Here is a 15,606-nt window from a genome sequence, read left to right as displayed (position 1 = left end):
CACGGAAAAATCTTTCGCACAACGCGATTGCTTACGTCAACTGTTTTTTTTCTTTTTTTCGTGTTTTTCTTAATCCTTTCGTGTTTTCGTGATTCAAACGACGATAGTAAGAAATTTTTTTAATTACCCATGACGCGTAACATGAGTTAAGGAAGAAATAGAAATGCGAAAAAAGACAGTAAGTTATCTACGCTTGTTCGCTTCAATAGTAATTTTTAGTTTTATTACGTCCATTGCTTATTCGGCGGAGAATCTTCTCCCCAATCCCTCCTTCGAGAAAGCCGCCAAAGACAGTCCCGCCGATTGGAAAACGCATATCTGGCAGGGAAAAGCAGAGTTCGCCTATGCTGAAACGGGGCATTCGGGCCAACGCAGCGTCAAAATCTCTTCGCAGGAAGGCGGAGACGCTTCCTGGACGATAATCGTTTCCGTAGAGCCTTTTTCTCAATACCGCTTATCGGGATGGATCAAAACGGCGATCCTGGAAACGCGGGGCGGGGAAGGGGCTTTGCTCAATCTACAAAATATTGAAGGCATCAAAACGAAAGCGCTGACGGGTAACACGGACTGGATGCAAGTGGAAACGACGTTCGAAACGAACGATAACGACAGCCTGCAGATCAATTGCCTGTTGGGCGGAGGGGGCTTAGCAATAGGAGAGGCATGGTTCGACGATTTGAGCCTGGAGCGCATTTCAACCTTGGTCTTCGAACCGTCCGTCGTAATCGACGCTTCCAAAGAAGGCGCGCCGATCTCGAAATATATTTACGGACAGTTCATCGAACATCTGGGACGCTGCATCTATGGCGGCATCTGGGCGGAAATGCTGGAAGACCGCAAGTTCTACTACGCCGTAGGAGCGGCGGAATCGCCCTGGAAGGCCGTGGGCGCCAAAGCCGCCGTGACCATGCGCAAAGATAAATCCTACGTGGGCGAACATACGCCCTGGGTGGAATTGGCGGGACCCAATGAGGCGCGGGGGATTGTCCAAAAAGGATTGGGCTTGAAAAAGGGAATGGATTATGACGGACGCATCGTTCTTTCCGGCAGTTCCAGCGCCGCGCCAGTTCGCGTTAGCTTGATCTGGGGGCCGGAGCCTTGGGATCGACAAACGATTGCGATCGATCAATTGGCGGAAGCCTATACGACATCCTCACTTCATTTTACAGCGAAGGCGGATGCGGCCGACGGCCAGTTGGAAATCGTATCTGAAGGAACTGGCGTTCTGCGCATCGGAACCGCATCGCTCATGCCTACCGACAATGTGTTAGGCATGAGAGCCGATACACTGAAACTATTAAAAGAACTGAACGCGCCCATTTACCGCTGGCCCGGCGGCAATTTCGTCAGCGGCTACGATTGGCGCGATGGCGTCGGGGAACGCGACCAACGACCGCCGCGCGAGAATCTAGCCTGGAAAGGCGTCGAGCCGAACGATTTCGGTCTGGACGAATTTATCGTCTTTTGCCGGGAGATAGGAACCGAGCCGTTGATCGTCGTCAATAGCGGTTTGGGTAAAGTGCAAAATGCAGTAGACGAATTGCTATACGCCAACGGCGATGCGGAAACGCCGATGGGGAAATTACGAGCGCAAAACGGCTCGGAAGAGCCGTATAACGTTCATTGGTGGGGTATAGGCAACGAGATGTACGGCGATTGGCAGCTCGGCCACATGCCGCTGGAAGATTACGTCAAGAAGCATAATCGATTCGCGGATGAAATGCGCAGCGCCGATCCCTCCATCCAACTGATCGCCGTTGGAGCGGCGGGAAAGTGGAGCGAAACCATGCTGAAGGAATGCGCCGATCGCATGGATTTGATAAGCGAACACTTTTACTGCGATCAACAAAAGGGCTTGCTGCCGCATGTGAAACAGATAACCAACAACGTCCGCCGCATCTCCAATACGCACCGCCGCTACCGCCAAACCATTGGCGCTTTGAAAGGCAAAGATATCCGCATTGCGATGGATGAGTGGAATTATTGGAAAGTGCAAACATTACGGGACGCGCTGGGCATCGCGGCGGGACTGAACGAATTTTATCGCAACAGCGATATCGTTTTCATGGCCAATTACGCTCAAACCGTCAATATTCTTCCTTGCATCAAAACCACCAAGACGGACGCCGCCTTCACCGCGCCAGGTTTACCTTTAATACTCTACCGCAACCATTATGGAACGATTCCCATCAAGGCGCTGGGCGAACCGGAGCCGCTGGACGTAGCCGCCGCCAAAAGCGCCGACGGCAAAACACTGACCATCTCCATTGTTAATCCCACGCGCCAAGACCAAGAATTGGACTTGGCGTTCAAAGGAATCAAAATTGGGAAGGAAGGCAAATTATGGCGAATCGCCGGAGACGATGAAATGGCGTCCAACGAGCCGGGAAAAGAACCGCAAGTCAAAATCGAGGAATCCAAAATCGACAACCTGGGACGGAAAATCGTTGTTCCGCCTATGAGCATTTCTTTATATGAATGGAAGGCGGAATAAAGCTAATGAAAATTCGCGACAGCGGCATGCCGGATGAACAATGGTGGGAAAGTTTTTTCCAACCCGCGCAGCTTTTGCATAAAATGCAGATTACGCCCGATTGTAAAGATGTACTGGAATTCGGGTGCGGTTATGGAACGTTTACGATTCCAGCCGCACAGATCATATCCGGCCAAATATACGCTTTGGATATCGAATTCCAAATGCTTCAAAGAACAAAAGAAAAGGCGCGAAAACTGGGATTGAATAACGTTTTTTGCCTACAGCGAGATTTTATGCGCAACGGAACCGGATTTCCCGATGGCAGCGTGGATTATGTCATGTTGTTCAATTTGCTTCATGCTGAGGAACCGGGAGTACTGTTGCGCGAAGTTCTTCGCGTTTTGAAAAAAAAAGGGAAAGCAGGAATTATTCATTGGATATACGATTCATCTACGCCAAGAGGCCCATCTTTGGAGATTCGCCCGAAGCCGGAACAATGCCTCGAATGGTCGCAACGGGAAGGTTTAGTCCCTGTTCATGATGGGATTATCGATTTGCCGCCCTACCATTATGGACTTATCGTTCAAAAGGCGATGTAAAAAGAGGACGGAGCTCGTTTTCGCCCTATCGTTTTTAAGGGATGTTACAAATAGAAATAATTCAAACGATGCGACCCATCCTACGATCTGAAGCAAGCCGATATTCCGCGGGAAGAATGGCTGCAAGGACGCTTGTAATTGCGCAAAATCATGAATTACCAATCGAATGATAATAGTAGTTAGCTTCAATGGTATTGGGCCGCATCAATGAGTAGCGCAATCCTCCATTTTCTTCGATAGACGGTTTTGTGAAACGAAATAATCACCGGAATCCAATATAAGTCTTATTCCCCTTTTTCACTAATAACATGCTTCTTTTCGTGTTGGCGTCGGGGTAGTAATGCTGCGCCAGAAAGTCGTGGCCGGCGGCGATGAAGCCCATCGGCGGCAGGAGGGTTTTGCCCGCCAGGTAATCGTTGGGGCCGTAATTGACGATTACCGACCAGTTTTCGCCGAACCAGGAGCGTTCAACAGAAAGATCGTCCTTGACGTATTCGTGGCCGGTCATGGGAAGTATGGCTGTCGCTTCCGAGAAGGGCGAGAGAAACTCATACGTGTTTTTGATGAACCGATCCATGGGATGTTTGCCTTTTCCCCAGCCGTCGCCGCTGCGCGCGAAGCAATATTCCGGCTGGGTAAAATCCACTTCCGGAAACTCGGTATTCCAATATTGATGCGGGCCGATATTGTAAAGCGGCATGGATCCCGTAATAAGATGGCGCAGAATTTTGCGGGCGTCGCCGATGCCGCAACGGTCGCCCTGGTGGGTATACATGGCGATGCAGTCATGGAAGACAAGGGGAAAGAATGGTATGGGAATGGCGCCGGGATGGGGGAAATTCTTAATCAACTCGCGCCCGCTGAGGATGCCCTCGAAATAGTGCGTGACGGGGACGCCGAATTCCATGCCCGTCTCCGATCCCATGACGCTGAAGAAGCGTCCGGCTTGTTTGAATAGCGATTGTTTGTATTTCAAATCGTCGTCGTAGGTCATGGGAAAAAGAGGATCGTAAGATTCGTACAAGGGAGCGGCGAAAGTAGTATCGATAAAATAGGCGTTGGGTTCATAGAGTCTTTTCGCTTCAGGCAGATTGCGGGCGGCTAGTTGGCATCCGTAATTGGAGGCGATCAGCCACGCTTGCCCTCCAGCCCATACGCCGCCTTTCCTGCGGCTGCCGTCGCGGTTCATGATGAGCATCGATGGGTTCCACGAAGGCGCGTCTTCATACATATCCTGATAATTGTCGTGAAGACCGAAGAGATAACCGTAGGAGCGGACGCGGGCCGAAATGCGCTCCACGCCCTGATCGCCGCCGATCTCCGGCGCGGCGGGAAGGATGTCGGGATGCTGATTGTCGTAGCCGCGATGAATCCATCCCGCCAATACGAATAGCGTTTTTTCCAGTTTCAAATCGTCATGAATATGCTGCGCCAGCGCCAGGCAATCGTCCGCCGAGTAGGAATTGTAAACCGTTTCCTTGATTTCGCCTTTATCGTCTTTGCGGAGTTGGCGAACGCAAACGAAAGGTTTAAATATGGGAGCGCCGAAAAGACGGGACGCCTCGCGATTCCCATTCAGTTTCTCGCGCCATATTGCCAAGGTTTTATTAGCCGCCGCTTGCCGACGGTAGGCTTTGGCTAGATCTACGTAGGATTCATTGTCGAGCGCTTGCAGGCGGAAGGAATTCGCCTGTGTGGGACAATGCAAGCTGAGTGAAGATAATCTCCCGCCGGGAATGGCGCTGTCCGTTACGAGAGTGGATTGGCATCGAATGGAAGCATAATTGTTGTTCCAGGAGATCATGGCGGCGTCTCGGCGGCGCAGAATCCCGCTCATCGGCATATTCAGTCCGCCCCAACCGTCGTAGGTGCGATACGTCTGGTTGAATTCTTCCGTAGCGCCGGCCAGGAAAAACTGCCCCATCAACCGGGGGATGACGGCGCCGCCGCCTAGGGATTCCGTCGTCCATAGCAGAGAGTCGAAATCGATTTCCTCCAACGACCATTCAGGCGCGGGCGTCCAGGAAAACGTTAATGCCGAATCGTTTTTTTCCAAGCGAATCGTAAGGTCCAACAAGGGTTGACCATCTATATCTTTTTGGAGCGCGCATTGCTTCGCGTCCTTCTGAAGAATGGATAGAGATGAAAGAACGGCTCTTTGGCGCTTTCCGTTTTTTTGCGCGTAGACGGTTCCAAAAGGAATGCCAGGCAGACTTTGCCAGGTCATATTGTTCGATTTATTATGGATGGAGAACACTCCCGTTTCGCATTGCAATTGAAAGTGAATTTTATCGTTTTCCAATTCGGCGATCGTTCCTTGATCGAACCGGCGTTGGAGAGTCTGCATACGGCGGACGGTTTCATCGTAAGCCAAAGGTTCGATGGCGGCGTTTTCCAATAGAGAAGCGCCGTTTTCGATGCGGATGGCATCCGGCAAATAAACGTCCAAACTGCGGGCGCCGGAAACAGGATTCCATAATCCGATATGGACGAAATATTCCCCTTCCGGAGTATTTTCTGGAATCGAAACGTAGAAGGGACCATCCTTGATAACGTCGCCCGGCATCCAGTAAGTCGTAGGGATGAGAGGCTCATGATCCGCCTGCCATTGGATGGCGGCGCAATCCCGATTGGATTCGAAATGGACGAAAATCCTTTCCGGCGCCGACGAAGGCTCGATTCCCTGATTGGCGAATTGGAATTGGCAACGCAAATGGGAACCGGGCGCGGCGATGGCGGGAGTGACGGAGAAAGCAAGTCCCGCCGGTTTAAAAGATGAATCCGCGCCGAAACCTTGGGGCGCGGCCAGAAGAAATAAGAAGAAAAGGGGAAAACATTTAAAAGCAGTTTTGGTTTGAGCGTTCACAATCATTAAACGTTCCTCTCGATAAACAGGATAGAAAACGGCCGTTAGTTTGAATCTTTTAGCCATGCCCTAGCGCTCTTCATGCAGGCTGCTGTTTAGAGTTATGATGATTTTCCGGTTTAAGTCGATCGGAGATTATGGCATAAACAGTATCGTTTTTCATCCTTTGGATACTCGTTTTGCGCCATCTAATTTTGGGGAGGATTTCGCAATGAAGAGATATGCTCGAATGGATTTCTTTCGCAAATATTGCGCGATGGTTATTTTGGAGGGAGCCGTTATCATGATCGCCGCCGTCCATGCGCATTCTCAAGTCGTCTTGGGTCTGGAAAATTTGCTAATCCGTCAACTTGATTTAGTCGAAGGCAAGCAAGTAGGAATCATTGCCAATCATACGTCACTCGATGCGCAAGGGCGCTCCATTGTCGATTTGATTTCCCAACATGCTAAGGTTATAGCCGTTTTCGGACCGGAACACGGATATCGCGGCAATGTGGACGATGGCGCCGATATTCAAGACAGCATTGAGGGCGGATTGCGAGTATTTAGCCTTTACGGCGCCTATCGCGAGCCGACGCGGGAAATGTTGAAAGATATTGATGTTTTGATTTACGATATTCAGGACGTTGGAGTTAAGTTTTACACCTTTATATCTAGTCTATTTCTCGCTATGGAAGCGGCAAAACGGGATGGCATCCAATTCATAGTTCTCGACCGCCCCAATCCCATCGACGCCTCTCGCGTTGAAGGTTCCATTACGCTGCCACCCAACGCCAGTTTCGTAGGAGCGGCGCCGCTGCCCACGCGCTATGGCATGACGGCGGGCGAGCTGGCGCAGATGTTCAATCGGGAGACTTATCTAGGTTTTAGTTTGAATGCGAATTTGACGGTTGTAAAAATGACGGGATACAAACGAACGATGTGGTACGATGAAACTGGATTGCCTTGGACGAAAACATCCCCCAATATGCCCGATCTCGAAACGGCCACTGTATATCCGGGAATGTGCCTCTTTGAAGGGACGAATCTATCGGAAGGAAGGGGGACGCCGACGCCGTTTATGACGGTGGGTGCGCCATATATCGATAGCGAGAAATGGCTGATGAGTATCCCCAAAGCATTGATGGCCGGAGTGGAGATACGCGCCGTTTCTTTTACGCCCCGCAGTATTGTAGGCATGGACGAAAATCCCAAATACAAAGATGTTCCTTGTGATGGCTTAAGGCTGCATGTCATCGACCGGCGAAGATTTCAACCCATTCCATTATCCGTCGCCATGTTATGTTCCGCCGCGAAAAATTTTGAAACCGACTTCAAAACTAGGAATTATCTCGATAATCTTTGGGGAAATGAGGATTTGCGCGCGATGTTGGAATCCGGCGAAGATTATGCTTCCATCATGAAAACAACAGAGGAAGGATTGGAGAGGTTTCGAAAAATACGGGGAAAATATTTATTATACGATTGAAGCGTTTCTTCTGTGAACGGTTATTTTTTTAAAATCCAAGATCGGGAAGCAAAAAAGTCTAAAAAATCGATGTCTGTTTGCTTAAGATTAGTGTAGAATATATTCGTTTCATTATTGGAATTCGATTCCTCTATGAATTTTCTATACGTTTGGGAATAATGGCGGATACAACCTGCCTGTCGCAACGAAAAGTGCTAAGATAGATTCAGCTCAAATTAAAATTAAGAAAGCCAAATCGGTTAAACATTATAATTTCCGTTTAATCATGGTTGGGTAATAAAGCGATGGCCGAATACTCCCATGCCGCAGAGCAGTTCAAAGAAACCATAATCGAGGAGTATTTAAAAAGAAATCCCGGCGTTAAACGCAGCGAGATTATGACGAAACTCGTCAATGGACGGATTGTCGTCGGAACGATTCAGGAAATTTTAACGAATCTTTCCAGCCGGACTTCCACCAAGACGAAAGTCGCTTGTCCCGATCGTAATATCGTAGATAAACTGATGGGCGAAGACGAGCGTTTGGCGGATACCGTCCATTCGATCGACAGTTCCAAGCAATATATCGATTGGCTTTTTTCTTCCCGATCCAGCGGTTTCAGCGAGGACGATCGCAATCAGAACATCGAATATTTGACCCGGCATGGAACGATTTGCGAATACCGCGCCATAGACCTGCATGAAGCGAAAATGAAATTCGCGCAAGCGATGACGGGAAAGTTAAAACCCACCCGTTCTTTGATTCATACTTTGCTGACCGAATATATGCAGACCGTTTTGGAGCAGTTGAAATCGCAGCGTTTGATCTATAAGCGCGAAGTCGAACTTGGCGATCAATTTTCTCAAATATCGCGGGAATTCGTCCGCAAGCTCCGGGCGACATCGAAGCCTTCCGTGATGAAAGCGGTCTCCAAAGTCGTGGAAGTTCTCAAGAATAATAGAATCGATGTCGCGGGCATCAATAGCGCTAATGACATAAAAGGTCTTACCGCCGCTTTGGATCGTTTGGGCGTTCAACTCGAACAGCGAAGAGAGGAATACACGGTCCTTCAAGAGTTTATTACCGTATTTGAATCCGTAATCGAGCAATTGAAAGCCATGCAGCCGGAAGCGGAAAAAGAAGAAGAAGATAAAAAATCGTCGAATCGCATGGCTTTTACGACGAGGAAGGGGAGATAATAAATTAAATTGCTTTTATTACGAGCGCAAGCTATATAAAGGGTTTAATAACATTCTTTCGCCTAAATCGACCGCAAGGTCAAGTGTTCCCACATCTGGTGGTTAGTAAAGAAGGAAACCGTCACTTCCGATTCGTCGCCGTCTTCGATTACGCCCGGTTTGCTGCACGATCCGACATGATGCGATTTTCCCGGAAGAATGTGCATCCCGATAATGGCGTCGTAAATCGCTCGGCTGCCTTCTAAGGGTCCTAATCGCTTCGGTTGGCCGCCGCCGTCGATGGCGTAGCATTCCGAGGACATCACTTTGAAGAAATTGCCGTCGAGGACGTAGCCGTTGAACGGAACCATCAATACTTTCCCTTGCCAATCGATCTCTTCTTCCTTTTTACCTTCCAGAACCGTACACGACATGCGCGCTTGGGGAAAGTAGCCGTCATCGCCTTGGCGGGCGTTGCCTACGGAACGACTTTTCTCCACGCCGAGAAAAGTCTTTAAATTTTTCAAATCCACATATTCGCAGCCGAGATGCTCCTTGACGCGGGAATTTTCGATATGAACTTTTTCCTGGGAAGGACGGCCGTAACTGTCGAATCGATAAGAACCCAAGACGTCCAATCCTTCGATCGTCTGGCGCGGATTGTCGCGCAGGATCAAATTGCCGTTTTGCACGTTTTTGCCGATGGGAAATAACGATTGCTGACCCACTTGGAGAGGATAAACCGGTTCTTCGAACTGGTGGCCGAAAATTTCGTGAATAGGCACGCCGCTCAGCATGATCACATCATGAGTTAGTTCGTCGGACAATCCCGAAGATTCGAGATCGGGATATACGATTTCATGGGATATCTTATGCAGGCGCGAAAACGCTTCGGTAAAGGTCTCGGCAGCGTTTACGCAGTGGTCGGGCGTGGGATCGGGAATGTATTTGATTAAGAGCGGCAATTTGTCGACGTCCTCGTTCGTCGAAACATAGGCCCCGATGCTTCGCGTGGCCATATAGGGGTGATATCCCTGGCGGTAGTGAATGGACATGAATGGCCGCGATTCGACGATGGCTCCTCCCCGCGAATTGACGACGATTTGCTGTTCGACGCCAAAATCGCGGGTGATGCGTTCGTTTTTGTATTCCCGAGTAAATGCTTGAAAGTCGGCATCCCACCGTTCAAAATTGGATGGCAGGCGGCGTACGTCGACGAAACGTTCGGTTGGCAAGGGAAATCCCTTATTCGTAAAGAGATAAGGCGCTTCCGACCGCCTTTTCCATTCCTCGAATTGCGGAATGTTGTAATCGAACATCTCTTCGCCGTGGACGGACGAATAAATCTGCGCATGAATATCTTCTTCATTATAAGTGGCGCTAAGAGAGCAACGGCTGATATTTTTCCGTCCTCGATCGATATACATGGAATCGAAAACGATTTGCCGATAGCGTAAGACGCTCAATTTTTTACGCTTGGCAAGTATGGCCATCGATTCGGCGATCGATAGCAGTTCTGCTTCCGTTTTTACGAATTGTTCTAAAGGCATTCGTCAATACGCTCCATGACGGATTGGCTGCGATATGAGGGAAGAGTTCACGATGCTTCGCATATTATCTTGCTGTTGGTGGTTTATGACATTGATTTTGTAAGTTGGTTTATTGCATAGTCCCCTCATCCTAGTCCTCTCCAAGGTGGTGAGGGGACAATTTCGAATCTAGTTCCAATATCGAAAATAGTTAATTTCGTTAGGAAACTCGTAGTTTATAAAGCGTTTTAAGCAATCTTTCTTTACTTGCGTCTTGTAAGAAACTTAAACCATCTCTATTGTTATTCAATCCCATTCTGAAGTATAACGGTAATTTTTATCCTAAGAAATGGCCATCGAAGAATAAATATTGACAAAAAATTAAAAAAGTCCTTGACCTGAACCCCATTATCATTTTATCATTCAATATGTTATGGCAATGAATACGAATCGCTCTCGTCCTAAACCAAAACCGCTGGAAGAAGTTCCGCATAAGATCTATTATTCTATAAGCGAAACCAGCGAATTTACTGGGGTTGAACCCCATGTTTTGCGCTATTGGGAAACCAAATTCAGCAAGCTGAATCCTAAGCGCGTGGGGGGAAATCAACGCAAATATACACGCAGCGATTTGGAACTGCTCTATGAGATCGTGCATCTTCTTTATTATGAGGGATACACGCTGGACGGCGCCGAAAGAAAACTGAAGACGGGTTTGCAAGCTATCCGCGCTGAAAGAGACTCCCTGAAAGAAACAGTTAAAGAACCCGCGCCTGAAATACATTTCGCCGAAGAAGACATACCCGCCGCGACAGTAGCAGCGGAACTCCCTAAAGCATTATCTCTGCGAACCATAAAAGAAGAACTTCAAAAAATCCTTCGTTTGTTGGATTGAATCCTATTCCCGATTCATTGGTGGATGAAAAGAAATCGCCGGGACGCCGTTTTTACAGCGTCCCGGTTATTTGATCTTAATCCACAAGTCGAAGGTATGAATCAAGGGCAGAAACAACCTTGCCCTTGCCACCCCCGCGATGCCAGCGTCCCGATTTTTTAATGGATATTTGGTGAATAATTTAGACTTTCAGCGGCGCATCGCCTTTTTTCCACTGGCATGGCGTCAACTCGCCGGTTTGCAGCGCGTCGAGAACGCGCAATACTTCGTCCACGTTGCGGCCAACGGAAAGATCGGTGATATAGATAAAGCGAAGAATGCCGTCGGGATCGATAAGGAATGTCCCGCGAAACGCCGCGCCGAGGTCTTCTTTGAGGATGCCGTAATCCTTGGCAATGCTCTTGTTGTAATCCGCCAGCAAGGGGATTTTCAGATCGGCCAATTGCGGGTGGGATTTACACCAACCCAAATGAGAGAATTTGCTATCCGTACTGCCGCCGATCACTTCGCAGCTTCTCGACTTGAAATCTTTGGAGCGGTTGTTGAATTCAACGATTTCGGTGGGACAAACGAAAGTGAAATCAAGGGGATAGAAGAATAAACATACCCATTTTCCCTTGTAATCGCTCAGGCCGATCTTCTTGAAATCTTTTCCTACCAGCGCTTCCACCTCAAAACCTGGGGCCGGTTGTCCGATTTGGATTGCCATGCTTTTTGTCTCCTTCTTTTCAAAATTGGATGGATTGGATTATATGCGATTAAACAACCGCAAAATTATCTCTTTTTTTTCGCCAACTGACATTCTGGGCATATCCCATGAAAACCTAATCGTTTTGAAGTGATTTCGAATCCGTTTATTGCTTTGATGTCGTTGAAGATACGAGAATCAATTTCATATTCGATATCGGCGATTTTTCCGCATATTTCACAGGTTATATGATGGTGTAAGGAAGGATTGGCGTCATAATGACTTAATTCTCCTCCCGTCGAGGCAATATAAATCAAACCGTCTTCCTCCAAAATTTTCAAATTTCGATAAATCGTCCCCAGGCTTACGCCGGGATACTCTCTTTTCATTTGTTCATAAATCCAATCCGCCGAGGGGTGTTTGTCGCTGCCTCGGATAATTTCCAGGATTCGATTTCGTTTTTTGCTATGAAGTCGATTGTTTTTCACTTTAAAAATGATAACCATTCTTATTCTTATTATAATCAATAAAAACAAAAATGCAAATAATTTTTTTTAAATTAAAGGAATTGGTTGCCAGAACCTTCGAGATAATAATATCGGCTTGAAAGGGAAAAACCAATTATAAAACAGCAAATTTCTATCGAAAAAACAAAATAGAACTAATTCGCGTAAAATAATGATGCAGGAGGTAAAGCGATACGCCGGTTTGATCCGGCATCTCTCGCAATTTGTTCCGATTGGTTGTTTCGATTCAAATAGACTGTTGTTCCTGTTTGTTGACTGACAAAAATATTGTTCCCTTCCGAATCGGGGGGAATCGCGAAGCGGAAACGTGGATCCAACAACATAGGATTTTGCGCAATAGCGCTTATCAACTCCATAAAGACTCCTTCGTTCATATACTGGTTCGTCGAAAGAAACGTTACTCCTCGCCCCAATTCGCGCAGCCAGCTGCCGCGCAAGGCGCCGCGTTGAAAATCGAGCGCCATTTGTTGAGAATCGAAGCGCTCGGAATCTTTGCGCATATTCGGCGGGACCATCGCGATCCGGCTGACGGCCATTCCCACCCGAATAGTTTGCGTGGCGCCTAAAACCTCGCCTGTGCTCCACGTTGTTCCGGTTAACTCAACTCGCGCCATTCGACTGGGAAGCATAACGATGCGATCCCATTGAAACTCCCCATTTCCTGCTATCGTATCTATTAATTTTCTGTTGATAAAAACTTGAAAAGTCTTTCCTTGAGGGAGAAATCCCTCGATTTCCAGGCGATAGGGTCTTCGTGGAACCATATTCATAACCACTCCGGCTTCTTTCCCTGCGAAACGGAAGGAAGGAAATTCCAATCCGTACCGTTTGCCCGCTTCTTCATCGATTGGAGCGCTCCAGTCGCCCGTAAGGAAGGGATTGTCTCCCGATGTTCCAAGGAACAGGTTGAAGGAAGAGGAGGGTCTGGAACGATCATTCGCCGGATTGATCCGGTTGCGCCGCGGTTCGATAGTCCACTGGCTGCCAACGCGCTTCAACTTGGCGGCGAAGATTCTTTCGTTGAAGGAAACGTTTCCGTTCGGCGTTCTCCATGGACGATCGGTCAAAACGACGAGAGCCGATCCCGCTCTAACGAGATTTTGCAACGCCGCAATGGAGTTTTCGGACCAAAGATTACCCCAGGGGCTAAAGATGAGGGGATATTGGTTGGAGTTGATGGTCAGCAGGTCCGATTCGTCGATTACGTCGAAGGCGAACCGGTCTCTCATCTCGCGGACGAGACGGTCGTATGGCGCGGGCGATTCGACCGAAAGCGATAGCCGAGGAAACAACGCCGCGATACGGCGCAGGGGAATCGTCGTCCGCAATCGGTTCATTGTATTGGCGTATCGGTTCCAAGAGTCGGAGACGGCGAGATCGTCTTCGTTAAAGAAGAGCAGGGAACCGCCTTCGCTTGCCAGCGAATAGAGCGAGCCGAGAATGCCCGCCGTTCCGGGATTGAGGTTCAACCGCAATCCGAAGGAAACGTTCTTGCGGCGGCATTCGGTCGACAGCAGCAGCCACATATAAGAAACCGTCGGTAATGGTTCTTTGGTAATCATAACCAGGGAGGCGTTATTCTTGATGGCTATATCTACAAAAGCGGCGATATCCGTCGCTCCCATTTGAAACTCGTCGCCGATTTCTATGACGAGTTTCGTTCGAGGGAAGAGAGCCGCCATTCTTTCCGTAATCTGGCCAGCCATACGGGACAATGCGGATTGATACCAGGAAAGCGTATCCAAACGGCGATTGATGGATATATCCGTCGATAGCACGGGTTTGATTTCGTTCCAATTGGCGAGATTCGGCTCGTTCCAAGCCGCGCTTAGGGTTCTAATGTTTCCATAGCGAAGGCGTAGATGATCTTGATAATTTTTCACGGCGAGAGGATCGCCCGCCCAAAAATCCGGCCACCCCGCCGAGGACGACGTCCCCTCGCTGGAATGAAACAACGGCCCCCAATCGCCGGCGAAGGAGAGAATCGCCAATGGCAGGCGATCCGAGGGGACGATTCGCTGCATATCAGAGAATATTTCATTGTATACAAGAATTAAACGATCGTCCCATAAGGAGATCATGGGGCCTTCCGCCGCTTTGTCCGATCCCATCGCCTTTTGCAGTTTTTCGATGGCGCTTGTGGGCAGATAGCGAGTATCGCCGATTTTGAAGCGGGGAACCCAATTTAAGCCGTAATTGGCCATGGTTTGGGCAGTTTCTGAATAAGGAGTAAAATCGTAAATCCGCCCTTTCCGCATTTCCCCGGCATCGATTGTTTCCACGACGTTGCGCGTTCCCCAGGAAGGGTATAGTTTCGCTTTTTCCGCCAGTTCTTCGTCCTGTTTCCACAAGTTCGCGTCATTGGAAGAGGAAGGATATACGCCGACTAGAAATCCGGGGGGCAGCGTCATTTCCTGTTGTTGAAAGCCGGGGCTGATCGTATTTTGCATTTTGCCTAAAGGAACGCGCGACAATGCTACGTTGCGCAAAAAGACGCCGCCGCAGTAAATTAGAAAGTCCGAGTCTCCCGGCAGCGAATGATCCAGAATGGCGTCCGTCAACATAAAAGTTTGTTCTTGCCATATTTTGCTGTTGCCTAGAAACAAGCGGTCCCGCTTCAATTCGGCGGCGTTCTTGTCTTTGGCAGAGAGGTATTCGATTTCAAGGGACCTTTTTCCTTCGTCGAAAAATTGAATGGAGACGTATAAGGTTCCCGTTGTTTGCGCCAATTCGTCCGTAGCCGTCTGGAAAGAGAGAAACTGATTGGAGGAGTTATCCGCCGGTTTGACGCCGAGGAAGCCGAGTTTTACTTCCGTGGCGAATTCGGTTCCTTCCGGCTTGGCCATGGCCAGTCCATGCGTGATCTTTTGGGTTCCGAAGGAGACGTAGGCGGCGGGGGAACCGTCTTTCATCATCGGCAGGATGACTTTTCTCTCCAGTTGATTTTGCTCACCATAAGAAGCCGCCGTTATAGTTAAAAGGAAAAGAAAACAAAGCGTTTTATTCATAAGTTTTCTCGCATTTCAAATTATAAAGCAATTTCTTTTAAAGAATAATCTTAGGGAACGTCTTCCATTTTTATATCATGAGCGTTCTTTCTCGCTTTTGGGCGCATATTTTATAAGTATAGCCAATCTCGGAAAGAATGTCGCGTTGCCGGGGGAGAGGAACGCGGGTATTGTTTTAGTCATCTAACGGATTATTTCATTTGATTTTAATAGTTGCATGAATATCTGAATCGAGATATCCAGCATGAAAGGATGACCAGGATGGCGCGATGGCGTTTGTCGGATTGAATCACGTAAACGCGGAAAAAAGAAAACACGAAAAAAGGCTAAGATGTTTTAGGATCGAGTATATGCCTAAACAATGAAGATTAGCCCCTTTACCTTATTCCAAAG

The 15,606-nt window shown here is 48.4% G+C and carries 10 protein-coding genes; 5 read left to right on the top strand and 5 right to left on the bottom strand.

Annotation, left to right across the window (positions count from 1 at the left end):
• The first annotated feature begins 163 nt into the window (after nt 1-163).
• Nucleotides 164-2,494, top strand: a complete 2,331-nt coding sequence (locus tag AB1656_20660) for an alpha-L-arabinofuranosidase C-terminal domain-containing protein (GenBank protein ID MEW6237806.1) — start codon at nt 164-166, stop codon at nt 2,492-2,494.
• 5 nt (nt 2,495-2,499) lie between these two features.
• Nucleotides 2,500-3,075 carry a methyltransferase domain-containing protein gene (locus AB1656_20655; protein ID MEW6237805.1) on the top strand — a complete coding sequence of 192 codons (576 nt, stop codon included), beginning with the start codon at nt 2,500-2,502 and terminating at the stop codon, nt 3,073-3,075.
• Between the two features lie 262 nt (nt 3,076-3,337).
• Here AB1656_20655 and AB1656_20650 read toward each other — a convergent pair whose 3' ends face one another.
• Entirely contained in the window at nt 3,338-5,947 is a 2,610-nt protein-coding gene (locus AB1656_20650) for a DUF5696 domain-containing protein (protein ID MEW6237804.1), read from the bottom strand.
• A gap of 205 nt (nt 5,948-6,152) precedes the next feature.
• On the opposite strand from AB1656_20650, the gene AB1656_20645 reads away from it, so the two are divergent.
• Both AB1656_20645 and AB1656_20640 read left to right on the top strand, forming a co-directional pair.
• Nucleotides 6,153-7,409, top strand: a complete 1,257-nt coding sequence (locus AB1656_20645) for a DUF1343 domain-containing protein (GenBank protein MEW6237803.1) — start codon at nt 6,153-6,155, stop codon at nt 7,407-7,409.
• Nucleotides 7,410-7,693: 284 nt separating this feature from the next.
• Complete coding sequence (locus tag AB1656_20640) at nt 7,694-8,587, top strand: hypothetical protein (protein MEW6237802.1); 894 nt, start codon at nt 7,694-7,696, stop codon at nt 8,585-8,587.
• A gap of 62 nt (nt 8,588-8,649) precedes the next feature.
• Here the strand turns inward: AB1656_20640 and AB1656_20635 are convergent, their stop codons facing one another.
• Nucleotides 8,650-10,116, bottom strand: coding sequence for a hypothetical protein (locus tag AB1656_20635; GenBank protein ID MEW6237801.1), 1,467 nt, complete (start codon nt 10,114-10,116; stop codon nt 8,650-8,652).
• A gap of 418 nt (nt 10,117-10,534) precedes the next feature.
• Here AB1656_20635 and AB1656_20630 point away from each other — a divergent pair, with 418 nt between their 5' ends.
• Nucleotides 10,535-10,990, top strand: coding sequence for a MerR family transcriptional regulator (locus tag AB1656_20630; protein MEW6237800.1), 456 nt, complete (start codon nt 10,535-10,537; stop codon nt 10,988-10,990).
• Nucleotides 10,991-11,171: 181 nt separating this feature from the next.
• Here AB1656_20630 and AB1656_20625 read toward each other — a convergent pair whose 3' ends face one another.
• The 3 genes from AB1656_20625 to AB1656_20615 all read right to left on the bottom strand — a co-directional run bounded on the left by AB1656_20625 (nt 11,172) and on the right by AB1656_20615 (nt 15,213).
• Nucleotides 11,172-11,699 carry a peroxiredoxin gene (locus AB1656_20625; protein MEW6237799.1) on the bottom strand — a complete coding sequence of 176 codons (528 nt, stop codon included), beginning with the start codon at nt 11,697-11,699 and terminating at the stop codon, nt 11,172-11,174.
• Between the two features lie 65 nt (nt 11,700-11,764).
• The gene (locus AB1656_20620) at nt 11,765-12,184 is read right to left on the bottom strand and encodes a transcriptional repressor (GenBank protein ID MEW6237798.1); all 420 of its coding nucleotides are present in this window, start codon (nt 12,182-12,184) and stop codon (nt 11,765-11,767) included.
• Between the two features lie 155 nt (nt 12,185-12,339).
• On the bottom strand, nt 12,340-15,213 hold the full coding sequence (locus AB1656_20615) for a hypothetical protein (protein ID MEW6237797.1): 2,874 nt from the start codon (nt 15,211-15,213) through the stop codon (nt 12,340-12,342).
• Between the last annotated feature and the right edge of the window lie 393 nt (nt 15,214-15,606).

The sequence above is a fragment of the Candidatus Omnitrophota bacterium genome (assembly GCA_040755155.1).
Classification (GTDB): domain Bacteria; phylum Hinthialibacterota; class Hinthialibacteria; order Hinthialibacterales; family Hinthialibacteraceae; genus JBFMBP01.
The sequence above is the reverse complement of the archived record's forward strand: the minus strand, read 5'-3'. Positions and strand labels throughout refer to the sequence as shown.

Excerpts from the sequence above, each read along its gene's own strand:
- AB1656_20620 (MEW6237798.1), bottom strand. The coding sequence starts at position 12,184 with ATGGTTATCATTTTTAAAGTGAAAAACAATCGACTTCATAGCAAAAAA.
- AB1656_20655 (MEW6237805.1), top strand. The coding sequence starts at position 2,500 with ATGAAAATTCGCGACAGCGGCATGCCGGATGAACAATGGTGGGAAAGT.
- AB1656_20625 (MEW6237799.1), bottom strand. The coding sequence starts at position 11,699 with ATGGCAATCCAAATCGGACAACCGGCCCCAGGTTTTGAGGTGGAAGCG.
- AB1656_20645 (MEW6237803.1), top strand. The coding sequence starts at position 6,153 with ATGAAGAGATATGCTCGAATGGATTTCTTTCGCAAATATTGCGCGATG.
- AB1656_20615 (MEW6237797.1), bottom strand. The coding sequence starts at position 15,213 with ATGAATAAAACGCTTTGTTTTCTTTTCCTTTTAACTATAACGGCGGCT.
- AB1656_20640 (MEW6237802.1), top strand. The coding sequence starts at position 7,694 with ATGGCCGAATACTCCCATGCCGCAGAGCAGTTCAAAGAAACCATAATC.
- AB1656_20650 (MEW6237804.1), bottom strand. The coding sequence starts at position 5,947 with ATGATTGTGAACGCTCAAACCAAAACTGCTTTTAAATGTTTTCCCCTT.
- AB1656_20630 (MEW6237800.1), top strand. The coding sequence starts at position 10,535 with ATGAATACGAATCGCTCTCGTCCTAAACCAAAACCGCTGGAAGAAGTT.
- AB1656_20660 (MEW6237806.1), top strand. The coding sequence starts at position 164 with ATGCGAAAAAAGACAGTAAGTTATCTACGCTTGTTCGCTTCAATAGTA.
- AB1656_20635 (MEW6237801.1), bottom strand. The coding sequence starts at position 10,116 with ATGCCTTTAGAACAATTCGTAAAAACGGAAGCAGAACTGCTATCGATC.